We start from the raw sequence: 22,535 nt of genomic DNA, 5'->3' as shown, positions 1-22,535 counted from the left end.
GTTGAGGTATCGGTGCGCGTGCAGTGTGGGTGTAGGACAGGGATTAGTTCTTGAAGAACCAAAGTGCTACACTACCGCCCTCGCAAATTGGAAGACTCCGCATGACTGCTACCGAACTCCGCGCCCGCGCGCTGCAATGCCTGACCGAGCCCGATCCGATGGCCAAGGTGGCGGCGGTGTACGCCTTGTCGAAGGCATCGGAGCAGGGCGCTTGCCTGCCTGACCCGGCGGCGGAGCTGACCTCGGCGGCGCAGATTCCGGGCCGGCCCGAGCGGCCGGAATTGGTGCCGCCGCTGCAAGTGGGGCGCCGCGCCATGAATACGCCGGAAGGCCGTGCCATGCTGATCCACGCGCTGGCGCATATCGAATTCAACGCCGTCAACCTGGCCCTGGATGCGATCTGGCGCTTTGCCGGCATGCCGGCCGCTTACTACACCGACTGGCTACAGGTCGCCAGGGAAGAGGCTTACCATTTTTCGCTGCTGGAAGAACATTTACAGCGGCTGGGCTATGGCTACGGTCAGTTCCTGGCGCACGACAGCCTGTGGGAGATGGTGGCCAAGACCAGCGACGACGTGCTGGCGCGCATGGCGCTGGTGCCGCGCACGCTCGAGGCGCGCGGTCTCGACGCCAATCCGCCGCTGCGCGCCAAGCTGGCCCAGGCCGGCGACAAGGACGCCGCCGCCATTCTCGACATCATCCTGCGCGACGAAATCGGTCATGTGGAAATCGGCAATCGCTGGTATGGCTACCTGTGCCGCCTGCGCGGGCTGGAGCTGATCCCGGCCTACGCCGCGCTGGCGGCGCAATACAAGGCGCCGACGCCGCGCGGCCCGTTCAATCTGGAAGCGCGCCGGCAGGCCGGCTTTACCGAAGAGGAATTGCAGACGCTGGTCAGCGCCGGTACGCGCGCCGCCCCGGCAGACGCAAAATAATCCTGGTGCCGGCGCCGGCCGCGCTGTGCACGGTCAGCACCCCGCCGACGCTCTCAGCACGTTCGCGCATGCCCGGCAAGCCCCAGTGGCCGGGACGTTCGCCGGCGGCTAGCACATCGGCGCTCAGTCCCTGGCCCTGGTCGGCGACGGTCAGCATGAAATGCTTGCGCGTATAGGTCAGCGTCACCGTAACGTCGTCGCTGTTCGCATGCCGGAAAGCGTTGAGCATGGCCTCGCGGGCGATCGCGTAGGCTTCCGCCGCGATTTCCTCGCGTAACGGCAGCGGCGCACCGACCACTTCCAGCGCAAAGCGCACGCCATGTTGCTCGCCCAGCGTCTGGCCGACGCCGGACAAGGCGCTATCGAGTTCTTCCTGCAGCGCAGTGCTGCGCAGTTCGTGGACTTGCGAGCGGCCTTCGTTCAGCACCAGGTCGGCGGCGTCCAGCGCGGCGTCGATGCGCTTTTGCGCCGGATCGGTCGGCGACAAACCCTTCTTTACCTGCGAGAAGAAGATCATCAGCGTTTGCACACTTTGCAGGAAATTGTCGTGCAAGGTGCGGGCGATGCGTTCGCGCTCCCGGCGCCGTTCGCCCATCCGTTCCGCCATTCGTCGCGTCGCCAGCGCCAGCCGCCAGCAGTAAAGCAGATACAGCGCGCCCAACACCACCAGCCCGCACACCAGTTTGAACCACAGGGTTTGCGTAAACGCCGGCGTGATGCTGAAGGCGAGAGCGCCCGGCGCCGTACTCCAGACGCCGTCTTCATTCATGGCGCTGACTTCAAACCGGTACTGGCCGGGGCTCAGGTTGGTATAGAAAGCGGTGCGGCGGACGCCGGCGTCACGCCAGCCTGACTCCAGTCCCAGCAGGCGGTAGCGGAACCGTACCCGCTCCGGGATCGACAGCGCGGCCGCCGTGAAATCCAATTCCAGGTTGGTGGTGTGCTGCGGCAGGACCAGGCCGGATTGCGGGGAATAGCCCTGACTGTCGGTGCGCAAGGCGGTAATCTGTGGCGCTGGCGGCAGCGGATTGCTGTCGATGCGGGACGGATCGATCCAGCCGACACTGCCGGTAGTGGCGTACCACAGCCTACCGTCAGGCGCCTCGGTCAGCGCCGACAGCGGCCGCAACTGAGCCGGCTTGCCTTCGTGGCCATCCAGGTAATCGAAGTGCTCGGCTTGCAGCCGATGGCTGCCGTCGGCCAGCGCGGCCTTGAGCGCCGGCGCGGTGACGCGGATCAGGCCGTCAGCGCCATGCAGCCACAAGCCGCCGTCCCTGGCCGCGACCAGCCCGGAAACGCCGTTCATGCGCTGACCAGCCGCGTCAGAGAGGGCGGCGAAGCGGCCGCCGGTGAACACCGCAACACCCTGGTCGCCACCGACCCACAGATGGCCGCCGCCGCTATCCATGACCGTGACGTTGCCTACCTCCAGGCCATCCTCCGGGCCGAACTGGCGCACCGCATCGCCTTGCACCAGCGCCAGGTGATTGCCGGGATAGCCGATCCAGACCGCACCGTGCGGATCGGCATACAGCGACACGGCCGTGCGCGGCGCCAGCTCGGCATGGCCGCCGCCCGCCTGCCACTGGCCGTCATGCAGCACATGCACGCCCTTGCGCAGCACCGATACCCACAGGCGGCCGGCGCGGTCCATCGCCAAGGCCTGCACCTCATGACCGCGCAACTCGGGCGGCAAGGGCCAACTGCGCCAGCGGCCGTCTTCCCGGTGCCAGATCTTTTCGGCGTTGCCGAACCAGACGCTGCCATCCGGCGCGCGCGCCGTGGCGGTGATGTTGGTCAGGGGCGTCGCTTCGCGGCTGCCGTCGCCATGCAGGCCGAAGCTGTTCAATTCGTAATTGCCGGTGGTCTGGTAATTGCCGATCCAGACGGTGCCGTCGCGGTCGGCGCGCACGCTCAAGCCGCTGAACATGCGCGGCGGCAGGGAAATGGCGGTCAGGCGCGACTCGCGGATGCGGTCGACGCCGTTTTCTGTGGTCAGCCAGACATTGCCTTCACGGTCTTCCAGCATGTTGTAGATCAGCTTGCCACTGAGGTTTTGCGGCGCCAGAAAGGTGCGTTGCACGCGCAGATCCCGGCCCAGCAGCTTGACGCCGTCATCCGTATTAATCCAGATGCCGCCGCGATGGTCGACAAACACCCCGAACGGCTGTTCGCCATCCGGCAAAATAATGGGCTGGAACTTGTCGTCGCGCGGTGTGTAGCGGTACAGCCGATGATCGACACTGACCGCCAGCACATCGCCGTCCGGCAGCAGATGGCCGATTTCGATCTGCTTGTCGTTCGACACCAGATGGAATTGATGGCCGTTGGCATTGCTACGGTACAGGCCTTGCGGGTGGTAGGCCAGGATGCTGCCGTCCGTCAGCGCCGTGAAGTAATGGAAATCGCCGGCCGGCAGACCCTCCTCGGGTTCCACATGGCGCCAGCGCGCGCCGTCCAGCCAGTACAGGCCCGCGCTGCTGGCGATCCACATCACGCCGTTGCCGGTGCGATCGATGTGATAAACACTACGCTCCGGCAGGCCTTCCGCCGTGCCGTAATGGCGCACCTTGCCCTGGTCGAAGACGCTGACGCCGCCGAAGTTATAGCCTATCCACAGCGCCGTGCCGACCGCCAGCATGCCGTTGGTATTGGACGAGCGCAGCGGATTGCCGTCGATGGCCGTGGTGCGCGCGAAGCGCACGCCGTCGAAATGGTAGACGCCGTCGGTGGCGGTGAACCACAGCATGCCGCGTTGGTCCTGCGCCATATCGAACACGGCGGCAGGTGCGCCGTCACGCTTGGTCCAGGCGGCATGCACCATGCTGGTATGCCAATACGGTCGCAGGGGCGCGGCGGCGACAGTAGAGACCAGGAAAACGAGGAAACCAAACAGCGCGGATCGAAAAAACATAAGGCCCTATGCGAAAGCAGTCGCAGCAGTGCTGCCGCAAAGGGGCTTATTCTAAAGCAACTCAGGCCGTCTCTGCTTGCGCTTGCGGCGCCATGCGGCGGCGCTGTTCGGCGTCGGCCGCCGCGTTGAGGTCGGGCGGGAAGTCGTCCACGTGCACCGACAAGTCGGTGTAGCGGGCAAAGTCCGACATGGCGCGGCGTTCTTCCGGCGTCATCAGGCCTTGGGATGCGGCATTGGCGATCCAGTGCTCCATCTCCGGCAGGCTTTGCGGTATCGGCGGCAGCTTGCCGGACTTGATGGCCGGCTTCAGACGATGTTCGATGCCATCTACCATGCCCAGCAGGCCGAACGCCAGCTCGCCGCAGGCGACCGGATCGCGCAGGTCGTCAGCCAGGAAACTGTCGGCCAGCAGCCGTTCGCGGGAGTCGCCGTGGGTTTGCATGGCGGTCGCGACTTCAGCGCCGATGCGGTCGGACGGCGCCGCATACGGCAGGCCGAACGGGAATACCAGCAGCCGCGCCAGCCAGGCAGCAGGACGGCTGGGGAAGTTGTCCAGCACGCCAACGAGTGCGATTTGCGCCTTGTCGAGCGCATCCTGTATCGACCAGTGCGCGTACGGTGCGTCGGCTTCCTGATGGCCATCATCCTCGTAGCGTTTCAGCGTGGCGCTGATCAGGTACAGCATGGACAGCACATCACCCAGGCGCGACGAGATGCGTTCGCGCCGTTTCAGGTCGCCGCCCAGCGTGAACATCGACAAATCGGTCATCAGCGCAAATGCGGTGGACAGGCGGCCAACGGCGCGGTAATAGCGGCCCATCTCGCTTGATGCGCGACGCGGTACGGGCGCGGTCACGGCGCCGGTGAAGCTGTACCACAGCGAACGGAAGGCGTTGCCAATGGTGAAGCGCATGTGGCCGAAGAAGGCGGCGTCGAAGTCGATCAACCCTTGGCGCTGGTCGGCGTCGGCGGTGGAGCGCATTTCCTTCAGCACATAAGGATGGGAGCGAATCGCGCCCTGGCCGAAGATGATCAGGCAGCGCGTGAGAATATTGGCGCCTTCCACCGTGATGGCTATCGGAATCTGCTGATAGGCCCGCGCCAGGAAGTTGGACGGCCCCATGCAAATGCCTTTGCCGCCCAGGATATCCATGCCGTCGTTGACGACTGCGCGGCCGCGCTCGGTCACATGGTATTTGGCGATGGCCGAGATGACGGCCGGCTTTTCCCCCAGATCGACGGCCAGCGCCGACAGCTTGCGCGCCGCATCCATCATATACAGATTGGCGCCCATGCGCGCCAGCGCTTCCTGCACACCTTCAAATTTCCCGATGGCGGTGTTGAACTGGCGGCGGATCGCGCAATACGCGCTGGTGCCGCGCACTGCCAGCTTGGCCGTGCCGACGCTGGCCGAGGGCAGCGAAATGGCGCGGCCGGCGGCCAGGCATTCCATCAGCATGCGCCAGCCTTTGCCGATTTGCTGCGGCCCGCCGATGATCCACTCCATCGGAATGAACACGTCCTTGCCGCTGGTCGGGCCGTTCTGGAACACGGCGTTCAGCGGCCAGTGGCGGCGGCCGATCACCACGCCCGGATGGGTGGTCGGGATCAGCGCGCAGGTGATGCCGGGTTTGGCGTCCGCCGGCAGCAGCTTGTCCGGATCGGTGACGCGGAAGGCCAGGCCGAGCAGCGTGGCGATCGGTCCCAGCGTGATGTAGCGCTTGTTCCAGGTGATGCGCAAGCCCAGCACCTCGCGGCCTTCATGCTGGCCCATGCAGACCACGCCGGTATCCGGAATGGCGGCAGCGTCCGAACCAGCATACGGGCTGGTCAGCGCGAAGCAGGGGATTTCGTCGCCCTTGGCGAGGCGCGGCAGGTAGTAATCCTTTTGCTGGTCGGTGCCGTAATGCAGCAGCAGTTCGGCTGGCCCCAGCGAATTGGGCACCATCACCTGCACCGCCAGCGCCGAGCAGCGCGTCGACAGCATCATCACCACCTGCGAATGCATATAGGCCGAAAACGCCTTGCCGCCGTAATGCTTGGGAATGATCATGCCGAGGAAGCCCTTGTCGCGGGCGAATTGCCAGGCCGGCGCCGGCAGGCCTTGCCATACCTGGGTGGCCTCCCAGTCATCCACCATCTCGCACAGCTGGCGCACTTCGTTGTTCAGGAAGGCCTGCTCTTCGGCGGTGAGGGTGGGGCGCTTGAGCTCCATGAATTTGTTCCAGTCCGGACGGCCGGAGAACAGGTCGGCGTCCCACCAGGTGGTGCCGGCTTCCAGCGCGTCGCGCTCGGTGTCGGACATCGGCGGCAGGATGCGCTTGAACAGCGCGTAGATACGCGGTGTGATCAGGCTGCGCCGCAGCGGCGCATAAGCAAGCAATACAACGAAGGCGACGACGACGGCCGCAAGTATCCATAGCATCATGGTGATCTCCTCTAGTTAGGCGGACGATAACCCAGCGAATCGCGCGTTACTGTACGGTTGCGCTCATACAGGCTGTCATAAAAGTGTAATCCGCGGGCCATGCTGGCGTAATCGACGGGTTTCTATAATCGCCTCACTATCATTCACCCCGGAGAAGATCATGTCCCAACGTATTGTTATTACCCTGGCGTTGCTGTTTTCTGTCAGCGTAGGCGCGCAGGCCGCCGACCAGCATTTCGGCAGCGTGCTGCCAGCCGCCGCAGCCGGAAAAGTCATCACGATTACGCCGCAAACCCGCTATGTGAACGTGGATAACGGCGATACCGTGACCTTCGTGCGCGGCGGCCAGACTTTCACCTGGAATTTCCGCACCCTGCGCGAGGCCGACGATTTCCAGCTGTCCTCGATTGCGCCGGCCGGTTTCGATACCAGCGGCGTGCAGGTGTATGTCGATCGCGACCCGACCTACCGTTGATTTCAGCCATTCCTAATCTTCAGCGAAGACAATCTCACAAATGCGTATCCTGATTGTTGAAGATGAAACGAAAACCGGCGACTACCTGCGTAAAGGGCTGCTGGAAGCCGGCTTTCAGGCCGACCTGGCCCGCACTGGGCCGGGCGGCCTTGACCTGGCGCTGCACGAAGACTACGCCCTGATCGTGCTGGATGTTATGTTGCCCGGTCTCGATGGCTGGAGCGTGCTGCGCCAGCTGCGCGAACGCAAGCAGACGCCGGTGCTGATGCTGACGGCGCGAGATGAGGTAGCCGACCGCGTGCGCGGCCTGGAACTCGGTGCTGACGATTACCTGATCAAGCCGTTCGCCTTCGCCGAACTGCTGGCGCGGCTGCGGACCTTGCTGCGGCGCGCGCCGCCACGTCCCCGCGACACGTTGAATGTGGCCGACCTGTGCATCGAAGTGCAGCGCCGCCGCGTTTCCCGTGGTGACGTGCGGATCGACCTGACGGTGCAGGATTTCGCCTTGCTGCAACTGCTGGCCGAGCGTGAAGGCGATGTGCTGTCGCGCTCGCTGATCGCCTCCCACGTCTGGGACATGAACTTCGAGTCCGACACCAACGTGGTCGATGTCGCCATTCGCCGGCTGCGCGCCAAGATCGACGATCCCTATCCGGTCAAACTAGTGCACACGGTGCGCGGCATGGGCTACGTGCTGGAGGCGCGGGCGTGAATCCGGTGGCCAGCATCCGCTCCGGTTCCATTGCATTCCGCCTGACCTTGCTGTTTTCACTGGTGGCCATGCTGACCTTTACCGCCGTCGGCACCTACCTGTACCAGTTGCTAGTGCAAAAAATCGAGCTGCGCGACGACGACCGCCTGGTCGATAAAGTGGTGCTGACGCGCACTTTGCTGTCGGACTTTACCTCGCTGGACGCCATCGTAAAATTGCCAGCGCCGTTCAAACATGCCGTACACGGCAGCGACGGTCTGACGTTGCGCCTGATCGGACCAGACGGCCGCCTGCTGCTGCAAGCGCCGTCGCGCGCCAACGCACCAGCCTTCGTTCCTTTGCATAATGTGGTGCCGGCCACACGCACGCCGGTGGCAGAAGACGTCCACAAACAATCCTGGGCGCCCGACGAATTGCGGGTGCTGAACGCCGAAGGCACGCTGGGCGACGCCGCCGGCACACCGGTGCAGATTGCCATCTCCCGGCCGCGTTCGCGGCATTCGGAATTCCTGCGGCACTACCTGCTGAACCTGTCCTGTGCGGTGGCGTTCGGCGCCACGCTGGTGGCGGTGTTCGGCTTTCTGATCGTCCGGCGCGGCATGCAGCCGCTGCATCTGGTGATCAGCCAGGCCAACAACATCAGCACGCACCGGTTGAACACCCGCCTGTCGGTCGAGCGCGGACCGGCCGAGCTGCGCGAGCTGGCCGCCGCCTTCAACGCCATGCTGGACCGGCTGGAAGACGGCGTGCAGCGCCTGTCCGGCTTCGCCGCCGATCTCGCTCACGACATGCGCACGCCGGTCAACACGCTGATGGTGGAAACCCAGGTAGCGTTGTCGCAACCGCGCAGCAACGAGGAATATCAGGCCATGGCGGCCTCCAACCTGGAAGAATACGAGCATCTGGCGCACATGATCGAGAACACGCTGTTCCTGGCGCGGGTCGACAACGCCCAACTGGCGATCGCGCGCGCGATGCTGGACCCGAGGGCCGAATTGCGGCGCGTCTGCAATTATTTTTCCGGGTTGGCGGAGGAGGCCGGCATCACGCTGGAGGTCCGCGAGATTGCCGGCGAGGCGCACCTGTACGCGGACGCCACCTTGCTGCGGCGTGCATTGGGCAATCTGTTGTCGAATGCGATTACGCACACGCCGGCCGGCGGCCGCATCACGCTGGCGATGCAGGCCAGCCTGCAAGGGCTGCAAATCGACGTCACCAATACTGGCGAGGGCATCGCTGCCGAGCATATGCCGCATATCTTCGAACGCTATTATCGCGCCGATTATGCTCGCGCCAGCAATGCCTCGACCGGACTGGGCCTGGCGATCGTGCGCGCCATCATGCAGCTGCATGACGGCGAAGTCAGCGTGGTCAGCGTGCCGGGCGCGCGGACCACGTTCAGCTTGCAGTTTCTAGCTTTGGGGTGACGGACGTTCGATACCGGTGGTAGCGAAACGTTCGCGGTAGACTTTCGGCGTAATGCCCAGCTTCTTCATGAAGACGCGGCGCATATGGGCCTCATCGCTGAAGCAGGCGCGCGCAGCCACGGTTTTCAATGCCAGATCGAGGTCGGCCAGCAATTGCGTGGCGCGTTCGAAGCGGCACATCTCGATGAATTCCTGCGTGCTCAGGCCCACCTCCTGCTGGAACACGCGGGCGAAGTGGCGTTCGCTCATCATGGCTTTTTGCGCCAGCTGCGACACCGACAGGCGCTCGTGCAGATTGTCCAGTATCCAGTTTTGCAGTTCGCGGATGTTGGGACGGGTGGTGCGTTCGCTCAACAGATGCGAGCTGAATTGCGATTGGCCGCCCGGCCGTTTCAGGTAGACCACCATCTCGGTCGCCACTTCCAGCGCCAGGTCGCGGCCGTAGTCTTCTTCCACCAGCGCCAGCGCGAGGTCGATGCCGGCCGTGACGCCGGCCGAGGTCCACACATTGCCGGAGCGGATGAAAATGGCGTCGGCGTCGACTTCTATTGCCGGATAGGCCGCCTTCAGGCGATCGGCTACGCTCCAGTGAGTGGTGGCGCGCTTGCCGTCCAACACGCCGGCCGCCGCCAGAAAGAAGGCGCCCGAACACAGCGCGGCCAGGCGCGGAATGCGCGCCGCGACCGCTGCAACCCATTCGGTAATGGCGGCACTGTCCACCAGCGCCTGCTGGATATGGCGCGCGCCGACGATGATGGCGTTGTCAGGCAGCGCCAGCGGACTGAGTGCCTTGGTCGCTTCCAGCGCCATCAGCGTATCGGAACGCACCATGCCGGTCTTGTCGGAAGCGATGCGGACATCGTAGCCGGGCGCTTTGCCGCGCCGTTGCAAATGCAGGTTGGCGTATTCAAAGACCGACATCGGGCCGATGGCCTCCATCGCTTTAAAGCCTGGGTAGACCACGATATCAACCGTGATCGACGGCTGGGATGAAGATAAGTTCATAGGGCAGTGAGAAAAATCCGGTCATTATTGTACCAATTCCTGCCATTCTGATGCGGAGACAGCCACGCGCGCGGCGCCAGCCTGCACAATGCTGCCATCTTTTAACGGGAGCACGCATGAAAACCAAAGCAGCAGTTGCATGGCGCGCCGGCGCGCCGCTGACCATCGAAGAAGTTGACCTGGCCGGCCCGCGCGCGGGCGAGGTGCTGGTCGAGCTGAAAGCCACCGGCATTTGCCATACCGATTACTACACCCTGTCCGGCGCCGATCCGGAAGGGATTTTCCCCGCCATCCTGGGCCATGAAGGCGCCGGCGTGGTGGTGGACGTCGGTCCCGGCGTGACCACGCTGAAAAAAGACGACCACGTCATTCCGCTGTACACGCCGGAATGCCGTCAGTGCAAATTCTGCCTGTCGCGCAAAACCAACCTGTGCCAGGCGATCCGCTCGACCCAGGGCCGTGGCCTGATGCCGGACGCTACCAGCCGCTTCTCGCTGGACGGCAAGCCGCTGTTCCACTACATGGGCACGTCCACCTTCTCCAACTACATCGTGGTGCCGGAGATTGCGCTGGCCAAGATCCGCTCGGATGCGCCGTTCGATAAAGTTTGCTACATCGGTTGCGGCGTGACCACCGGCGTCGGTGCGGTACTGTTCTCGGCCAAGGTCGAGGCGGGCGCTAATGTGGTGGTGTTCGGCCTCGGCGGCATCGGCCTGAACGTGATCCAGGCGGCCAAGATGGTTGGCGCGGACAAGATCATCGGTGTCGACATCAACCCGGCCCGCCAGGAAATGGCGCGCAAGTTCGGCATGACCCATTTCATCAACCCGAACGAAGCCGAAAATGTGGTGGACCAGATCGTTCAACTGACCGACGGCGGCGCCGACTACAGCTTCGAGTGCGTCGGCAACACCACGCTGATGCGCCAGGCGCTGGAGTGCACGCACAAAGGCTGGGGCCAATCGTTCATCATCGGCGTGGCGGCGGCGGGGCAGGAGATTTCGACCCGTCCATTCCAGCTGGTGACCGGCCGCGAATGGAAAGGCTCAGCCTTCGGCGGCGCCCGTGGCCGTACCGACGTGCCGAAAATCGTTGACTGGTATATGGAAGGCAAACTCAACATCGACGACCTGATCACCCACCGCCTGCCGCTGGAACGCATCAACGAAGGCTTCGATCTGATGAAGAGCGGCGAGTCGATCCGTTCCGTCGTGCTGTACTAGTATTTTCGTTACGCGTTACGCTTTTTGGTCCGGGCTTGGGCCAACCTGAGTTGCTCGCGCAAATCATGGTTTTCCTCGGTGAGCCGTTCGACGGTTCGCTGGGCCCGGTCCAGTTCCGCCAGCAGGCGGCGCGGCGAGCCGTCGTCCGGCGATTGCTGTAACGCGTTACGGGAACTAGCGATGGCCGCCTTTTCCTCACGCTTGCGGTCACGGTAGGCTTTTTGGCGTTCGGCGCTGCTCATGGCATGTCCGGTCACCGGACGGCCACGTTTTTTGTTTTCTATCATCTGAGTTTATCAGTTAAATAAAGTAACGCGTAACGGTAATTCTACCCGATATAACGCGCTGCTTGAACGCATCGTTTTTAACTTTGAGGTAAGGTATGGATACATTCCAAATTGGGAGCGTTCCATGACTACCGCCTTGCCGTTCGTTCATTCCTACCTGTTTGTTCCCGCCAACCGCCCAGAGCGATTTTCCAAGGCCGTTGCCTCCGGCGCCAATGCCGTCATTATCGATCTGGAAGATGCAGTTGGGGCCGGCGACAAGACGGCCGGTCGCAACAGCCTGACCAACTGGCTCGACAGCGAGGAAGCGCGCGCGAATCAGGTGCCCATCCTGGTCAAAGTCAACTGCGTTAATTCGGGCTGTTTTGGCGAGGATTTGCGGGTGTGCCGCCGCCCCGACATCGCCGGCATCGTGCTGCCGAAGGCCGAGCGCGCCGACGATATCGCCAGCGCCTCGGCTGGCGCACCGGTTTATCCGCTGGTCGAGACCGCACTTGGATTTTCGCGCATCGCCGAACTGGCGAAGGCGCCGCGGGTCCAGCGGCTGCTGTTTGGCGCCATCGACTTCAAGCATGACATGGGTATCGATGGCGATGAGGATGAACTGCTGTTCTTCCGTTCGCAAGTGGTGCTGGCTTCCAGGATCGCTGGCCTATTGAGCCCGGTGGATGGCGTCACCACCGAAATCGACGACCTGGAAAAGATTGCGCGCGACGCGGCCTACACCAAGCGCCTCGGCTTCGGTGGCAAACTCTGCATTCACCCCAACCAGGTGCCGATCATCAATCGGACTTTTGTGCCGTCCGCAAACGAACTACGCTGGGCCAACCGGGTGCTGGAAGCCGCCGAAAGCGCGCGCGGTGGCGCGGTAGCACTAGATGGCCGATTGATTGACCGGCCCATGGTGCTCACGGCGCAGCGCATCATCGAGGATGCCCGGCGCCGCAATGCACTCTGAGTGTCAGTTCACTTAACCAGGCTGCCGCTGCGCAACCAGCCATCCAAACAGCAGGCCGATGGTGGTCCATAGCAGGAATTGCATGCCTAACGCCGCGAGACGGAATTGCCACAACAACACTGCGGGGAAATTGGTGGCAACTTCGTTTAGCGGCGGCAAAACATTCAGGATCACAGCGATGATCGCAACGTAAATGACGGCGGCGCTGATCGAAGCATTCCATGAACCGAGCCGCGTGGCCAGCGTGCCGCGCATCTTCAGCGCAAACACCGTGGTAGTGATCGATATCGCGATCAGCAGGAAAAACAGGCCGGTGCGATAGCCAATCGTCTCCGCCATGCCCACCGAGGGCGGATTGGCAGGATACTTGAGCATCGGCACCAGCGCCAGGGTGATGAAGGCAGCCAGCGCCAACCAGGCCGACAATGCCCTGGCGCCAAGCTGGCCCACGCGACCGTAGGCATAGGCGAACACCAGCGCGAACAAACCGCCGACGGCAGCGCCAAACACCACCACGCCGGTCAGCAAGCCGATACCAGCCTGGGTAGGGCGGCTGACCAGTTCTTCCTCTTCATGCGCGTGACCGTGTTCCGCGCCATGTGCCTCTGCGTGTGTTTCCAATGAGATCGCCTGTTCCACCTGCGGCTCACCATACCAGCGCGCGAAGCCGAAGGTCAGTAGGCCCGCGACGACGCCCGCGAGCATGCCGCGTACTAAAAACTTACCGACCATATGAACTCCGGATCAGTGGCAGGGAAAACCCAGCAGATGGCGGCCATCGTGCACGAATTCGTGCACATACATGCCAGGGATCAGCGAGGTGGCGCCTTGTTCTGCGCCGACGAAGTAAATCGCCAGCAGCATCAGGAGGCCAGCGAACACCAGCCATGGCATGAGTTCGCGAAGAGGGATAGGACTGACGACAGGCGCCAAGGTTGGGCTGAGCGTGCCAACGTTCATGTTGATTCTTTCCGGGGTGCGTGCCCCACGATACAATTGAAGGTCTGAAGTTCGAAACTTGGGTCTGGCTTTACAGTGGCACGACCGCACCGGGCTTGCACCGGTTTCCGCATTTCGACCTCGTCATTATACGCACTATTCTTTCGAAAATTGATTCATGCCCTTACGGATATTCCTGATCAGCCATGCGGCAACGGCGGCCATGCGCAGCGGACGCTTTCCCGCCGACGATGCGCTCGACCAGCGCGGCATGGAGGCGACACAAACCTGGCGCTCCCGTGTCGCCGCGATGCCGGCAACGACCGCATTCCGCAGCGCCGCCAGTTGCGTGGGCGATACCGCGCGCCTGCTCAACGTTGAGGCCACCATCGCGCCGGCGCTGAATGAAACCGACTACGGCCGGTGGGCCGGACAGCGCCTTGCCGATATCGCCGCCACAGAACCGGACGCCCTGGCAACCTGGCTCAGCGATCCACAGGCGGCTCCGCATGGCGGCGCATCCTTCGAAGCAATGGCCCGCCGCGTCGGTGCATGGCTGGACGATCTGCCCGACACGCCAGCGACAATCATCGCCCTGACACATGCCTCGGTCGCCCGAGCGGCTATTATTCACGCGCTCGGTGCGCCGCTTGCCGCGCATTCGCGGATTGAGATCGCGCCACTGACGATGGTTGAATTGCGCCGCTCAGCGCGCGGATGGCACTGGATAGCAAACGTTCCCGAATGGATGGAAAATGCCACTTAAACCTCAACTCGTGCTGTGCGGCCTGCTGCTGGCTCAAGGCCTGCATGCCGAATCGACGGACAGCGCAGACTGGAAGCTGGTTGGCGATATCGGCGCCGGCGTGAATGCCGCGCCGACGCCGGCCCGCGCGCAGTCGCGCCAGACAACCGCAGTCCCTTACCTGAACTTTGACGCCGGCCCGGTGTTTGCCCGCATCGACATGTTCGGCGTTAAATTAGTGCCGGTCGGCGCAGGCCATGTCGAACTGCTGACCCGGGTGCTGTCCGACGGCTACACGCCGCCCATGCCGGACACGCAGCGCCGCCGCGATTCACTGCCAATCGGGCTGGGTACGCTGCAAGTGACGCCGGTGGGAGCGTTCATGGTCAACGCCTACCGCGACGTTGGCAAATCCGGCGGCCATCTGGTCGACCTGATGTATGCGGCTGAAATCGATATTGGGCCGGTAGCGCTGTATCCCCAAGCCGGCCTGGAATACCGCTCGTCCGCCTATGTCCGCTACTACAACGGCACCGCCGCGTATCAGCCCGGTGCTGCCGACAGCCCATTCGCCGCGCTCTTCGCCGAATGTCATCTGGGCGGCCATTGGTACCTGAACGGCAACCTGCGGCGCACATGGCTGGCCACCTCGGTCGCCGCCAGTCCGCTGGTGCGACGCGGCAAGCTGGATTCCGGTTTGCTGGCGGTGAGTTATCGATTTAATTAGCTCGACAGAGCGGAAGCGTTTCTGCATAACGATAGCGGCGCCTGTCCGCCAGATGAACGACCAATTCCGCCTATCTATCTCAGGCCTTCAGCGGCGGCTACAGCGAAAGTATGGCATGCAGGCCGGCACACTGCGGGCAATCATCAGCTACTACGGGCGGTGGCTGGTTTAATTGCAGCCGGCCTGACCGGCGCGGCTGTCGAGTATCTTCTGGATGCTTTTCGTTTTGATCAACCGCCCGATGGCCCGATCGAGCACTGGCAGCAGCGGGGCCAGCGCGGGCGCACGGGGGACGGCAATCAATGCCGCTTCGGCGCCGATGGATTTTTCCGCCACCACCCAGCTCCCGGCTTCCTTGTACACGCAATTCAGCATGGCGGCGGTCTGTGCCGCGCTGCGGTAGCTGTCGATGAGCAGGGCATCGACATGACGCGCGTTCACCATCTTCAGCCGGCTGAGATTGGATGCGGCATTCTCGTCGACGGCAAACAGCGTGCCGCGGCGCTGCTCGAACTCCGGACTGTATTTGCCGCCGCTGCCGATCGAGATCACTTTGCCGCGCAGATCCTCCCAACGCTGGAATATGAGCGGCGCCTGGGCCGACGACACCAGCCACTGGTTGACGAAGTACAGCGGTTGAGTGAAGTAAAACATGCGCGCGCGCTCGGCGGTGGCGGTCGCGCCGAACAGCAGGCCTTCGCCGTTTTCGGCCATCATCTGGGCGCGGCGCCACGGATAGGGCCGCAATACCAGATTGAGCCCGGATTCGGCGGCCAGCAACCGGATAATTTCCACCGTGGCCGGCGAAGAAGGCATGGGATTGCCGGCGGAATCAATCTGCTCGGCGATCAGCACCGGCACTTCCGCCGGCGCCGGGCCGGCGTATGCCGGCGTCGGCATGGCGAGCGCCAGTAGCACGGCGCACAGGCCAGGGATGGATTTTTTCATATAGGAATCTCGATGGACAGGTGTCCCGTAACGGCCCAGTATGATACCGCTGGCCGTGCAGCATGGCGAAGGTTTTTTCGCCAGAAGCCTGCGTGGCGTGGGCTAGGGCGCCCAGGTTGGCGCATTCGGCTACAGCGCGTCGTTAGGCATCCGTGGCGGCCGCAAGGAAAAAAATCAGATCGCCACGTTGAACGGATCAGCAGACGGCGCGCTCACGCTTTCACCCGTTCGTGGCTGGAGCAGGGTGGTATGAAGCAGCCGTGGCGCTGACCTGGGATCACCAGTTCAATGCGCAGTGGGGCGTGACGTCGATGCTCGGCGCCACGCAGTTGCTGCAACAGGCGGCACGCAGCCCGCTGACGGAACGCAAGACGTCGCCAACGGTAGCCGTTTATGCGAGCTATCGCTATTGATCAAAATGACGCTCGATAACGTTTCGGCGCGTTGCCATGCAGGCGCTTGAAGGCATGCCGGAAAGCGCTCTCCGATGCATAGCCGATGTGAAGGCTGGCGGCGGCAACGCTCGCGCCGCGACGTAACTGATCGCGTGCGATCCGCATGCGCCAGTGAAGCAGGTAGTCGAGCGGCGCGCGGCCTACCAGCGATTTGAAACGCTTCGAGAAGGCGGAGCGCGACATGGCCACGGCGGCGCACAGTATTTCCAGCGTCCACGGATGGGCTGGATCGTTGTGCATCAGTCCAATGGCTTTTCCGATGCGGGGATCGGCCAGCGCGCCGATCCATCCGAAGTCGGTACTTCGATCAAGTTCCAGCGCCGCCCGCAGGACCAGCACCAGCAGCACGTCGACCAGCCGTTCCGTCAGCAGCGCCGCACCGATCTGCGGCCCCTTTATTTCAGGCGCTATGATTTGTAATGTGCTGCGGATGGCTGCTGCGGACGGATGCCCGCCAGGTATGATCAGGATTTGCGGCAGGGCGTCCAGCAGCAATTCAGCATCCGAGGCGTCGAACTGGAAGCTGCCGGCGACGAGAACGGTGTCGTCCCCCTCATGACGTGCGACGTCCGAATGCTCCCAGTCAAACATCGCTATGCCGTCCGCCGGCAAAGCCTGCTCATCGTTTGCAAGCACGTAGCCTGGCGCGTTCGCCAACAGAAATGAGTCGCCGGCGCTCAGATGATGGCGCACTCCCGTACCAAAATCCATCCAGCAGTCGCCCTTGAGAATAGCGCCAAACTTGAGTGCGGGCTTGGCCGGAAAGCGATAAGACCAGTTTCCGCTGGCCTCAAAGCGCGTACAACGCGCGGCGCGGACGTTCAATAAAGAAATTACTTCTGACAACGGGTCCATGGTTTATCCGATATAGCCGATTTTACGGACGATATAGCATAGATCGTCCCGATTTCCACTGCTAAGCTTAGCGCTCAAATACATTTAAAGGAAGTGGAATCATGGCTGGAATCGAAGGCAAAGTGGTTGTCATCACGGGGGCGAGCAGCGGCATCGGCGCTGCCACGGCACGGCATCTCGCGCAGCGCGGCGCTTGCGTGGTGCTGGCTGCGAGACGGCCGGATCGGCTCGCGGCGCTGTGCGGGCAGATCGTGGCTCAGGGCGGCAAGGCCTGCTACCGGGTCACCGATGTAACGCGGCGCGCGGATCTGGCGCAACTGGTCGGGCTGGCGATCGAACAATATGGCAAGCTCGATGTCTTGATCAGCAATGCCGGCATTGCGCCCATCTCGCTGCTGGACGAGTTGCGCGTCGACGATTGGGACAACATGATTGACGTGAATGTGAAGGGCGTTCTGCATGGGATTGCGGCGGCGCTGCCGATCTTCCGCCGGCAAGGTTTCGGTCATTTCGTCCACACGCTATCGACAGCTGGGCTGAGGATAGTACCGACGATGGCAGTGTATGCCGGGTCCAAAAACGCTGTCAGGGCAATTTCCGAAGGGCTGCGCCAGGAGGCCGGAGACAAGCTGCTCGTCACGACCATTTCGCCGGGATATGTGGATACCGAGCTTCCTTCTTCGATGTCCGATCCGGCCGCGCGCGAGAAAGGACTGGCGACAATGAAGCAGATGGCGATTCCGGCCGAGTCTATCGCCGAGGCCATCGCCTTCGCCATTGCCCAGCCCGACAATGTCGATGTCGGCGAAATCGTGATCCGGCCGACCGCTCAGGCGTGAACGAAAAACGAATGCGGATGCAGTCATGCTGCAAAAGGTCCTGGGGTGAGCGGGGATGCCCCGATGGCGCAAATACTCCGGCGAAGCCGCCCATGCCAAGTGCTGGAGTCGCGGACCAATTGGCACCGCAATCATGTCTTGCGCGAGATTTTCCCGTACCGGATTCCAGCATCGCAGCCAGCAGCAGCGATATCGACCAGCCGGTCATCCACAACAAGCTGGATGCGTACCGCAGGATGCACCTTGAGAAAACGGTCGATCAGTGGCGCCCACATTGAGTTTCAGCAGGCCGCGCACGTCGTCGCGCGCGGTAGCTAGGTCGAGCAAGGCAGTCCGGCCTCGGAAAACAGCGGCGCGATGCGTTGAGCAAGTTCTCGTCGCAGGAAGTGCTTGATGCGCTCGATAAGTTCGTCCAGTTCAAGGATGAGAACAAAGGTAGTGTGGTTGATCGCATTTTGCGTGGGACGTTACTGCGCAAGCGTTGAAGTAGTCGCTAATTTGTGTCTTTCGGCGAGTAGGGCATCTATCAGCTCCTCTAATTTCTGTATGCTTGCATTGAATATGTCTGGGTTACCGGGAGCGCTGACCGTAAGCACAAAGTTGAGCTTTGAATTATGTTCAGACGTCTTCATCGCCATGATCGTTTCTAATCCTGCAAATGAGCCAGATAGGTCAGTAAAATTGTGGAATGCCTTTGTAGCAAAAAGAGTTGTTAGTCGTTGTCGAATAGGAATTTTGCCATCAGTGCCTGTGGAGCCTGATTGTCCGTTCTGACATACTATCGGCTCATATGTCTAACTTGATAAGGATGCGAATGGAGCCAATCACTTGGACATTTTTAGGCACTCTCGGCGGTGCGGTGGTTGGTGCTGTCACCAGTATCGCAACTACGACGATCAACAGTCGTAACGTGGCCAGCTTGCAACTTGTAAAGGTGAATGATGAGCGCGAAGAGCGACGTCGAACATTTCAGCGTGAAACCATTCTTGAGGTGCAAGACTGCTTTTATGATCTCTTGCGGCTTGCGACTAGACTCTATCTGGCTGATCTAATCGCTTTCAAAGCAAGTCAAAACTGGGGGCTGAGTAAAATAGACGCTGATCTTGACGAGGGCTTTCGATTGCAAAATCAAAAGCTGAGTTGTTTATTGGAGCGCATTTTTGATGAGGATTTACGAAATCAACTTCGCTCTTTGCACCGGAATGTTTCTTCAATTGCTACTGCAAATAGTCGTGAGGAAGCGGAGGCTATCGATCAAAGCTCATCGGCGGAGTTTCGGCAGACAATGACAGCCTTGGGGGCCGTTTTGCGTTCGAATTACTGAGACCGCATCGCTCGAATGCAATTAGAACTTTTCCCGTTTAGTGAGTTAAGTGACGAAGATTTTGCACGTACTCTTCGGCTGATTCGTAACCATTACTGGCATCTTCGGAATAGGCGGTCTCGGGATCTGGCTACCGCGAGGAAATACTATCGGCTTGTCGCAGGAAAAAAAAACCCCTGCTCATGGCAGGCGTCTCAAAGCGTGAGGTGCTTGACCTTTTAGCTTGCTGTCGCGGGCAGTGCGCTCAGAATAAACATCCGTTTAAACCATGCGCTTATTGCCCGAAGTAGACGGCTCCGCACCGCAGGCCATTTTACATAATATAAATTATGCGAATTCACTTAGATTCCTTGCCCAGGCCAGCAGAAGCAAGAATCTCATCATGTCGTTCGTTGTCGGTCTTGTGAAGATACGCTGCCGTGGTGGCGATGCTTGCGTGGCCGGCGGTCTCTTGCAGTGTCTTTAGCTGCACGCCGTTGTTGGCGTGGTTGGTCAGCATGCTGTGCCTTAGCCAGTGCGCGGACGCTTGCCGGAATGTCGCGGCCATGTCGGCGTCGCCCAATTGATCTGCTGCGACCGCCGCTGCGGCAAAGATGGCTTTCAATGCATCTGCCGCAGCTTCGTCCGTGATGCGCACCAGGAATTCGCCTCGGCTCGACAATACTAGCGGAGTATCGTCGCTGCGCGCGGTTTGCGGCAGCAAGTCGTATGCGACGCGGTACTGTCGGAATGCGGCCAGCATTTCAGGCGGCACCGGCAACCGACGTGGTTTGTTGCCTTTGCCAAGCACGTCCAGCCACCAGCGGCCGTTGCCTTCGGTGTAGAAAGCGCCCATGTTGGCGCCGACGATTTCGCTCAGCCGCGCGCCGGTGTGGATGTAGCTCGTCAACAGGAAACGGTCGCGTTCGCGTCGGCGGATGGATGCTGGCGTCGTTGCTTCGCGCGTGGCGACAACGGTCAGCGCCAGTTCCAGCGCGTCCGGCGTCAGGTAGCGCGTGATGCGGCTGGCACTGGCGGTTTTCACGTGCTTGACCAGCGCCGCCGCATCGCGCCGCAAGTAGCCGGTCTGCGTGGCGTATGCGAACAGGCCTTTGACGGCGATCATGGCCTGGCGCCGGCTGGCGTCCGACAACGGGCCGCTGAACGGCCGGTAACGCGGGTCGCTGCGTGGCCATTTGGTGGTTGAAACCCAGTCCGGCGGCGGCGACCGGATGAAGTCTTTGTAGCCATTCAGGTCCGCCACGGTCAGCTGGCGCAAGGTTTTGCCCGCCTCTTCCCGGCACCAGGTCAAAAACCGGAACAGCTCTTTTTGGGTGTTGGCGATCGATTTTTCGCCCAATTCGCCGTGACTGATGAACTCTCTTGCAATTTCACTATCGGTGCGGGCATCGGTGATGGCGTCTTCGGCAATGGTGCGCAGGGCGTCTGCATCGCGCTGCCGGCGTTCCGCTGCGCCGCCGCTGCGGGCGGGAAATGGGTCCAGATTGATGACGTCGAATTTCTTTTCTGGCATTGGTAAAGACTAAATACTGTATGGATATCTAGTGGATTATACAGTATCTCATACAGTTATTTTAATCGACAATATAGGTAGTAATGTCGAGTTAATCAAATTGGCATTTCCTCGCTTTTGCCCTTATGATTTGCGCCATGATTACCTGTTTCGATATCGGTGGCAGCGCCATCAAATGTGCCGTCGCCACGGCGGACGGCCAGATCGGTGTCCTGCACCGTGTGCCGACTCCCGCCCATGATTTTGCTGCATTCACCACCGCGATGCAGGCGTTGATCGTAGCCGGTGGTCCCTCGCGCGGCGTCGCCATCTCGATCGCCGGCGTGATTGATCCGGCCGATGGCCGCATCAAATGCGCCAACATCCCCGGCATCGATGGCCGCATTCTGGCCGACGATCTGGCGGCGGTGTTCGGCCTCCCCGTCTGGATCATCAACGACGCCGACAGCTTCGCCCTCGCCGAGGCCCAGGCCGGCGCGGCACGCGGCCACGCTAATGTGTTCGGGCTGATATTGGGCACCGGCGTTGGCGGCGGCCTGGTTATTGGTGGCCGGCTGATCGGCGGGCCTGGCGGCTTTGCCGGCGAATGGGGACATGGACCGGTGGCCGCGCAATTTGCCGGCACGCCGCCGCAAGCTATTCCCCGCTTCCGCTGCGGTTGCGGCCAAACCGGCTGTCTGGACACGATTGGCGGCGCACGCGGTCTGGAGCGACTGCATCTGACGTTGCACCAGGCGTCGCTGGATAGCCGCGCCATCATCGATGCCTGGCAAGCCGGCGATGCCGACGCCGAACTGACCATTTCCTGCTTTATCGATCTGCTGAGCGGACCATTGGCGATGCTGGTCAACACCCTTGGCGCATCGGTCTTACCGGTCGGCGGCGGCCTGGCCAACAGCGCGCCGTTGATCGCCCGGCTTGACCAGGCGGTGCGCGCCGCCATTCTGCGCAAGACGGACAAGCCCATCATGGTGCCCGGTCAGTCCGGCGCGGAGCCTGGGTTGATCGGCGCAGCGTGGCTGGGCCTGGGTAAATTGGAAGGCGCACATGAGTGAAAGGATCACGCTGGAAGTCTGCGTCGATAACGCCGACGGACTGGCCGCTGCGCTGGCCGGCGGCGCCGACCGGATCGAATTGTGTAGCGCGCTGGAAATTGGCGGTCTGACGCCGACGTCCGGTCTGCTGCAACTGGCCTCGACCAGCCCGGTTCCGGTGGTGGCCATGATACGCCCGCGCGGCGGCGACTTCTGTTTTGGCGAGGCGGAAACGCAGCTGATGCTGCACGAAATCGACGCGGTTGCCGCTGCCGGCCTGCAAGGCGTGGTGCTCGGCGCCTCGTTGCCGGATGGCCAGCTGGATCAACGCACACTGGAACTGCTGGTGCGCCGTGCCGTCGGTCATGGACTGCGCTGTACGCTGCACCGGGCTATCGACCTGTGTCCGGATCTGGCGCAGGCAACCATCCAGGCTATTGATCTGGGGTTCGAACGCATCCTGACTTCCGGCGGCGTCATGAGCGCGCCGGATGGTTTGGCTGGGCTGCGTCGCTGTTTTGATGCCGCGGCCGGTCGAATCGCCGTCATGCCCGGCGCCGGTATCAACGCCTACAATGTTCGTTTGTTGCGCACGCGGCTGCCGCTGACCGATGTCCACGCGTCCTGCTCGGAGCCGATGCCGCCGGCATCGCCCCAGGTGCTGGCCTTTGGTTTCGATTCCGGCGGACGGCGCCAGACCCGCCGCGACAAGGTCGCCGCCCTGAAAGCCGCGCTACTGTCTTGAAATTCACCGCAGTTTGTGTGACACTCGTTTGAAATAGCAGTGAAACC

General features: G+C 62.1%; 22 protein-coding genes and 1 pseudogene. 13 read left to right on the top strand and 10 right to left on the bottom strand.

Features of this window, described 5'->3' with window-relative positions; genetic code table 11:
* Positions 1-101 precede the first annotated feature (101 nt).
* Positions 102-935, top strand: a complete 834-nt coding sequence (locus tag GTP69_RS01560) for a ferritin-like domain-containing protein (RefSeq protein ID WP_161053220.1) — start codon at positions 102-104, stop codon at positions 933-935.
* Here the strand turns inward: GTP69_RS01560 and GTP69_RS01555 are convergent.
* Both GTP69_RS01555 and GTP69_RS01550 read right to left on the bottom strand, forming a co-directional pair.
* Positions 895-3,849 carry a sensor histidine kinase gene (locus tag GTP69_RS01555; protein ID WP_161053219.1) on the bottom strand — a complete coding sequence of 985 codons (2,955 nt, stop codon included), beginning with the start codon at positions 3,847-3,849 and terminating at the stop codon, positions 895-897. The genes GTP69_RS01560 and GTP69_RS01555 overlap by 41 nt on opposite strands.
* Before the next feature lie 61 nt (positions 3,850-3,910).
* A complete protein-coding gene (locus GTP69_RS01550) occupies positions 3,911-6,277 on the bottom strand; it encodes an acyl-CoA dehydrogenase (protein WP_161053218.1) in 2,367 nt (788 codons plus the stop codon).
* A 160-nt stretch (positions 6,278-6,437) separates the two neighbouring features.
* Here GTP69_RS01550 and GTP69_RS01545 point away from each other — a divergent pair, with 160 nt between their 5' ends.
* The 3 genes from GTP69_RS01545 to GTP69_RS01535 are packed head-to-tail and all read left to right on the top strand — an operon-like array spanning position 6,438 to position 8,891.
* Positions 6,438-6,752 (top strand): CzcE family metal-binding protein, encoded by a 315-nt coding sequence (locus tag GTP69_RS01545; protein WP_161053217.1) that lies wholly within the window; start codon positions 6,438-6,440, stop codon positions 6,750-6,752.
* A 40-nt stretch (positions 6,753-6,792) separates the two neighbouring features.
* Positions 6,793-7,464: a heavy metal response regulator transcription factor gene (locus tag GTP69_RS01540; protein ID WP_161053216.1), complete on the top strand. Its 672-nt coding sequence runs from the start codon at positions 6,793-6,795 to the stop codon at positions 7,462-7,464.
* Entirely contained in the window at positions 7,461-8,891 is a 1,431-nt protein-coding gene (locus GTP69_RS01535) for a heavy metal sensor histidine kinase (protein ID WP_371867760.1), read from the top strand. The genes GTP69_RS01540 and GTP69_RS01535 overlap by 4 nt, the downstream gene beginning before the upstream one ends.
* Here GTP69_RS01535 and GTP69_RS01530 read toward each other — a convergent pair.
* A complete protein-coding gene (locus GTP69_RS01530; protein ID WP_161053215.1) occupies positions 8,877-9,896 on the bottom strand; it encodes a GlxA family transcriptional regulator in 1,020 nt (339 codons plus the stop codon). The two genes, GTP69_RS01535 and GTP69_RS01530, sit on opposite strands and share 15 nt — an antisense overlap.
* A gap of 116 nt (positions 9,897-10,012) precedes the next feature.
* Between GTP69_RS01530 and GTP69_RS01525 the strand changes: the two genes are divergently transcribed.
* Positions 10,013-11,119 (top strand): S-(hydroxymethyl)glutathione dehydrogenase/class III alcohol dehydrogenase, encoded by a 1,107-nt coding sequence (locus GTP69_RS01525; RefSeq protein ID WP_110847941.1) that lies wholly within the window; start codon positions 10,013-10,015, stop codon positions 11,117-11,119.
* An 8-nt stretch (positions 11,120-11,127) separates the two neighbouring features.
* On the opposite strand, the gene GTP69_RS01520 is transcribed toward GTP69_RS01525, so the two are convergent.
* Entirely contained in the window at positions 11,128-11,361 is a 234-nt protein-coding gene (locus tag GTP69_RS01520) for a hypothetical protein (protein WP_161053214.1), read from the bottom strand.
* A 169-nt stretch (positions 11,362-11,530) separates the two neighbouring features.
* Between GTP69_RS01520 and GTP69_RS01515 the strand changes: the two genes are divergently transcribed.
* The gene (locus tag GTP69_RS01515) at positions 11,531-12,364 is read left to right on the top strand and encodes an HpcH/HpaI aldolase/citrate lyase family protein (protein ID WP_161053213.1); all 834 of its coding nucleotides are present in this window, start codon (positions 11,531-11,533) and stop codon (positions 12,362-12,364) included.
* 12 nt (positions 12,365-12,376) lie between these two features.
* Here GTP69_RS01515 and GTP69_RS01510 read toward each other — a convergent pair whose 3' ends face one another.
* Both GTP69_RS01510 and GTP69_RS01505 read right to left on the bottom strand, forming a co-directional pair.
* Positions 12,377-13,096 (bottom strand): CbtA family protein, encoded by a 720-nt coding sequence (locus tag GTP69_RS01510; protein ID WP_161053212.1) that lies wholly within the window; start codon positions 13,094-13,096, stop codon positions 12,377-12,379.
* Between the two features lie 12 nt (positions 13,097-13,108).
* Complete coding sequence (locus GTP69_RS01505) at positions 13,109-13,324, bottom strand: CbtB domain-containing protein (protein ID WP_161053211.1); 216 nt, start codon at positions 13,322-13,324, stop codon at positions 13,109-13,111.
* A 157-nt stretch (positions 13,325-13,481) separates the two neighbouring features.
* On the opposite strand from GTP69_RS01505, the gene GTP69_RS01500 reads away from it, so the two are divergent.
* Together GTP69_RS01500 and GTP69_RS01495 are read left to right on the top strand one after the other, a co-directional pair.
* Positions 13,482-14,069 carry a histidine phosphatase family protein gene (locus GTP69_RS01500; RefSeq protein ID WP_161053210.1) on the top strand — a complete coding sequence of 196 codons (588 nt, stop codon included), beginning with the start codon at positions 13,482-13,484 and terminating at the stop codon, positions 14,067-14,069.
* Positions 14,059-14,775 carry a MipA/OmpV family protein gene (locus GTP69_RS01495; protein ID WP_161053209.1) on the top strand — a complete coding sequence of 239 codons (717 nt, stop codon included), beginning with the start codon at positions 14,059-14,061 and terminating at the stop codon, positions 14,773-14,775. The genes GTP69_RS01500 and GTP69_RS01495 overlap by 11 nt, the downstream gene beginning before the upstream one ends.
* A 168-nt stretch (positions 14,776-14,943) precedes the next feature.
* On the opposite strand, the gene GTP69_RS01490 is transcribed toward GTP69_RS01495, so the two are convergent.
* The gene (locus GTP69_RS01490) at positions 14,944-15,723 is read right to left on the bottom strand and encodes a substrate-binding periplasmic protein (RefSeq protein ID WP_161053208.1); all 780 of its coding nucleotides are present in this window, start codon (positions 15,721-15,723) and stop codon (positions 14,944-14,946) included.
* 203 nt (positions 15,724-15,926) lie between these two features.
* On the opposite strand from GTP69_RS01490, the pseudogene GTP69_RS01485 reads away from it, so the two are divergent.
* Positions 15,927-16,136, top strand: a pseudogene (locus GTP69_RS01485) (MipA/OmpV family protein); the annotation flags it as partial.
* On the opposite strand, the gene GTP69_RS01480 reads toward GTP69_RS01485, so the two are convergent.
* Positions 16,137-17,033 (bottom strand): AraC family transcriptional regulator, encoded by an 897-nt coding sequence (locus GTP69_RS01480; protein ID WP_161053206.1) that lies wholly within the window; start codon positions 17,031-17,033, stop codon positions 16,137-16,139.
* Positions 17,034-17,134: 101 nt separating this feature from the next.
* Between GTP69_RS01480 and GTP69_RS01475 the strand changes: the two genes are divergently transcribed.
* Positions 17,135-17,872: an SDR family oxidoreductase gene (locus tag GTP69_RS01475; RefSeq protein WP_161053205.1), complete on the top strand. Its 738-nt coding sequence runs from the start codon at positions 17,135-17,137 to the stop codon at positions 17,870-17,872.
* 131 nt (positions 17,873-18,003) lie between these two features.
* On the opposite strand, the gene GTP69_RS31210 is transcribed toward GTP69_RS01475, so the two are convergent.
* A complete protein-coding gene (locus GTP69_RS31210; protein WP_229260751.1) occupies positions 18,004-18,147 on the bottom strand; it encodes a LysR substrate-binding domain-containing protein in 144 nt (47 codons plus the stop codon).
* Positions 18,148-18,686: 539 nt separating this feature from the next.
* On the opposite strand from GTP69_RS31210, the gene GTP69_RS01465 reads away from it, so the two are divergent.
* Complete coding sequence (locus tag GTP69_RS01465; protein ID WP_161053204.1) at positions 18,687-19,196, top strand: hypothetical protein; 510 nt, start codon at positions 18,687-18,689, stop codon at positions 19,194-19,196.
* A 337-nt stretch (positions 19,197-19,533) separates the two neighbouring features.
* On the opposite strand, the gene GTP69_RS01460 is transcribed toward GTP69_RS01465, so the two are convergent.
* Positions 19,534-20,709 carry a tyrosine-type recombinase/integrase gene (locus tag GTP69_RS01460; protein ID WP_161053203.1) on the bottom strand — a complete coding sequence of 392 codons (1,176 nt, stop codon included), beginning with the start codon at positions 20,707-20,709 and terminating at the stop codon, positions 19,534-19,536.
* Between the two features lie 137 nt (positions 20,710-20,846).
* Between GTP69_RS01460 and GTP69_RS01455 the strand changes: the two genes are divergently transcribed.
* Positions 20,847-21,764 (top strand): ROK family protein, encoded by a 918-nt coding sequence (locus tag GTP69_RS01455; RefSeq protein ID WP_161053202.1) that lies wholly within the window; start codon positions 20,847-20,849, stop codon positions 21,762-21,764.
* Positions 21,757-22,488 carry a copper homeostasis protein CutC gene (locus GTP69_RS01450; protein ID WP_161053201.1) on the top strand — a complete coding sequence of 244 codons (732 nt, stop codon included), beginning with the start codon at positions 21,757-21,759 and terminating at the stop codon, positions 22,486-22,488. Before GTP69_RS01455 ends, GTP69_RS01450 begins: the two co-directional genes overlap by 8 nt.
* Positions 22,489-22,535 lie beyond the last annotated feature (47 nt).

The organism is Duganella levis (genome assembly GCF_009857605.1).
Classification (GTDB): Bacteria; Pseudomonadota; Gammaproteobacteria; order Burkholderiales; family Burkholderiaceae_D; genus Rugamonas; species Rugamonas levis.
The sequence above is the reverse complement of the archived record's forward strand: the minus strand, read 5'-3'. Positions and strand labels throughout refer to the sequence as shown.

Excerpts from the sequence above, each read along its gene's own strand:
- GTP69_RS01560 (WP_161053220.1), top strand. The coding sequence starts at position 102 with ATGACTGCTACCGAACTCCGCGCCCGCGCGCTGCAATGCCTGACCGAG.
- GTP69_RS01555 (WP_161053219.1), bottom strand. The coding sequence starts at position 3,849 with ATGTTTTTTCGATCCGCGCTGTTTGGTTTCCTCGTTTTCCTGGTCTCT.
- GTP69_RS01550 (WP_161053218.1), bottom strand. The coding sequence starts at position 6,277 with ATGATGCTATGGATACTTGCGGCCGTCGTCGTCGCCTTCGTTGTATTG.
- GTP69_RS01545 (WP_161053217.1), top strand. The coding sequence starts at position 6,438 with ATGTCCCAACGTATTGTTATTACCCTGGCGTTGCTGTTTTCTGTCAGC.
- GTP69_RS01540 (WP_161053216.1), top strand. The coding sequence starts at position 6,793 with ATGCGTATCCTGATTGTTGAAGATGAAACGAAAACCGGCGACTACCTG.
- GTP69_RS01530 (WP_161053215.1), bottom strand. The coding sequence starts at position 9,896 with ATGAACTTATCTTCATCCCAGCCGTCGATCACGGTTGATATCGTGGTC.
- GTP69_RS01525 (WP_110847941.1), top strand. The coding sequence starts at position 10,013 with ATGAAAACCAAAGCAGCAGTTGCATGGCGCGCCGGCGCGCCGCTGACC.
- GTP69_RS01520 (WP_161053214.1), bottom strand. The coding sequence starts at position 11,361 with ATGAGCAGCGCCGAACGCCAAAAAGCCTACCGTGACCGCAAGCGTGAG.
- GTP69_RS01515 (WP_161053213.1), top strand. The coding sequence starts at position 11,531 with ATGACTACCGCCTTGCCGTTCGTTCATTCCTACCTGTTTGTTCCCGCC.
- GTP69_RS01510 (WP_161053212.1), bottom strand. The coding sequence starts at position 13,096 with ATGGTCGGTAAGTTTTTAGTACGCGGCATGCTCGCGGGCGTCGTCGCG.
- GTP69_RS01505 (WP_161053211.1), bottom strand. The coding sequence starts at position 13,324 with ATGAACGTTGGCACGCTCAGCCCAACCTTGGCGCCTGTCGTCAGTCCT.
- GTP69_RS01500 (WP_161053210.1), top strand. The coding sequence starts at position 13,482 with ATGCCCTTACGGATATTCCTGATCAGCCATGCGGCAACGGCGGCCATG.
- GTP69_RS01495 (WP_161053209.1), top strand. The coding sequence starts at position 14,059 with ATGCCACTTAAACCTCAACTCGTGCTGTGCGGCCTGCTGCTGGCTCAA.
- GTP69_RS01490 (WP_161053208.1), bottom strand. The coding sequence starts at position 15,723 with ATGAAAAAATCCATCCCTGGCCTGTGCGCCGTGCTACTGGCGCTCGCC.
- GTP69_RS01480 (WP_161053206.1), bottom strand. The coding sequence starts at position 17,033 with ATGGACCCGTTGTCAGAAGTAATTTCTTTATTGAACGTCCGCGCCGCG.
- GTP69_RS01475 (WP_161053205.1), top strand. The coding sequence starts at position 17,135 with ATGGCTGGAATCGAAGGCAAAGTGGTTGTCATCACGGGGGCGAGCAGC.
- GTP69_RS31210 (WP_229260751.1), bottom strand. The coding sequence starts at position 18,147 with ATGTGGGCGCCACTGATCGACCGTTTTCTCAAGGTGCATCCTGCGGTA.
- GTP69_RS01465 (WP_161053204.1), top strand. The coding sequence starts at position 18,687 with ATGGAGCCAATCACTTGGACATTTTTAGGCACTCTCGGCGGTGCGGTG.
- GTP69_RS01460 (WP_161053203.1), bottom strand. The coding sequence starts at position 20,709 with ATGCCAGAAAAGAAATTCGACGTCATCAATCTGGACCCATTTCCCGCC.
- GTP69_RS01455 (WP_161053202.1), top strand. The coding sequence starts at position 20,847 with ATGATTACCTGTTTCGATATCGGTGGCAGCGCCATCAAATGTGCCGTC.
- GTP69_RS01450 (WP_161053201.1), top strand. The coding sequence starts at position 21,757 with ATGAGTGAAAGGATCACGCTGGAAGTCTGCGTCGATAACGCCGACGGA.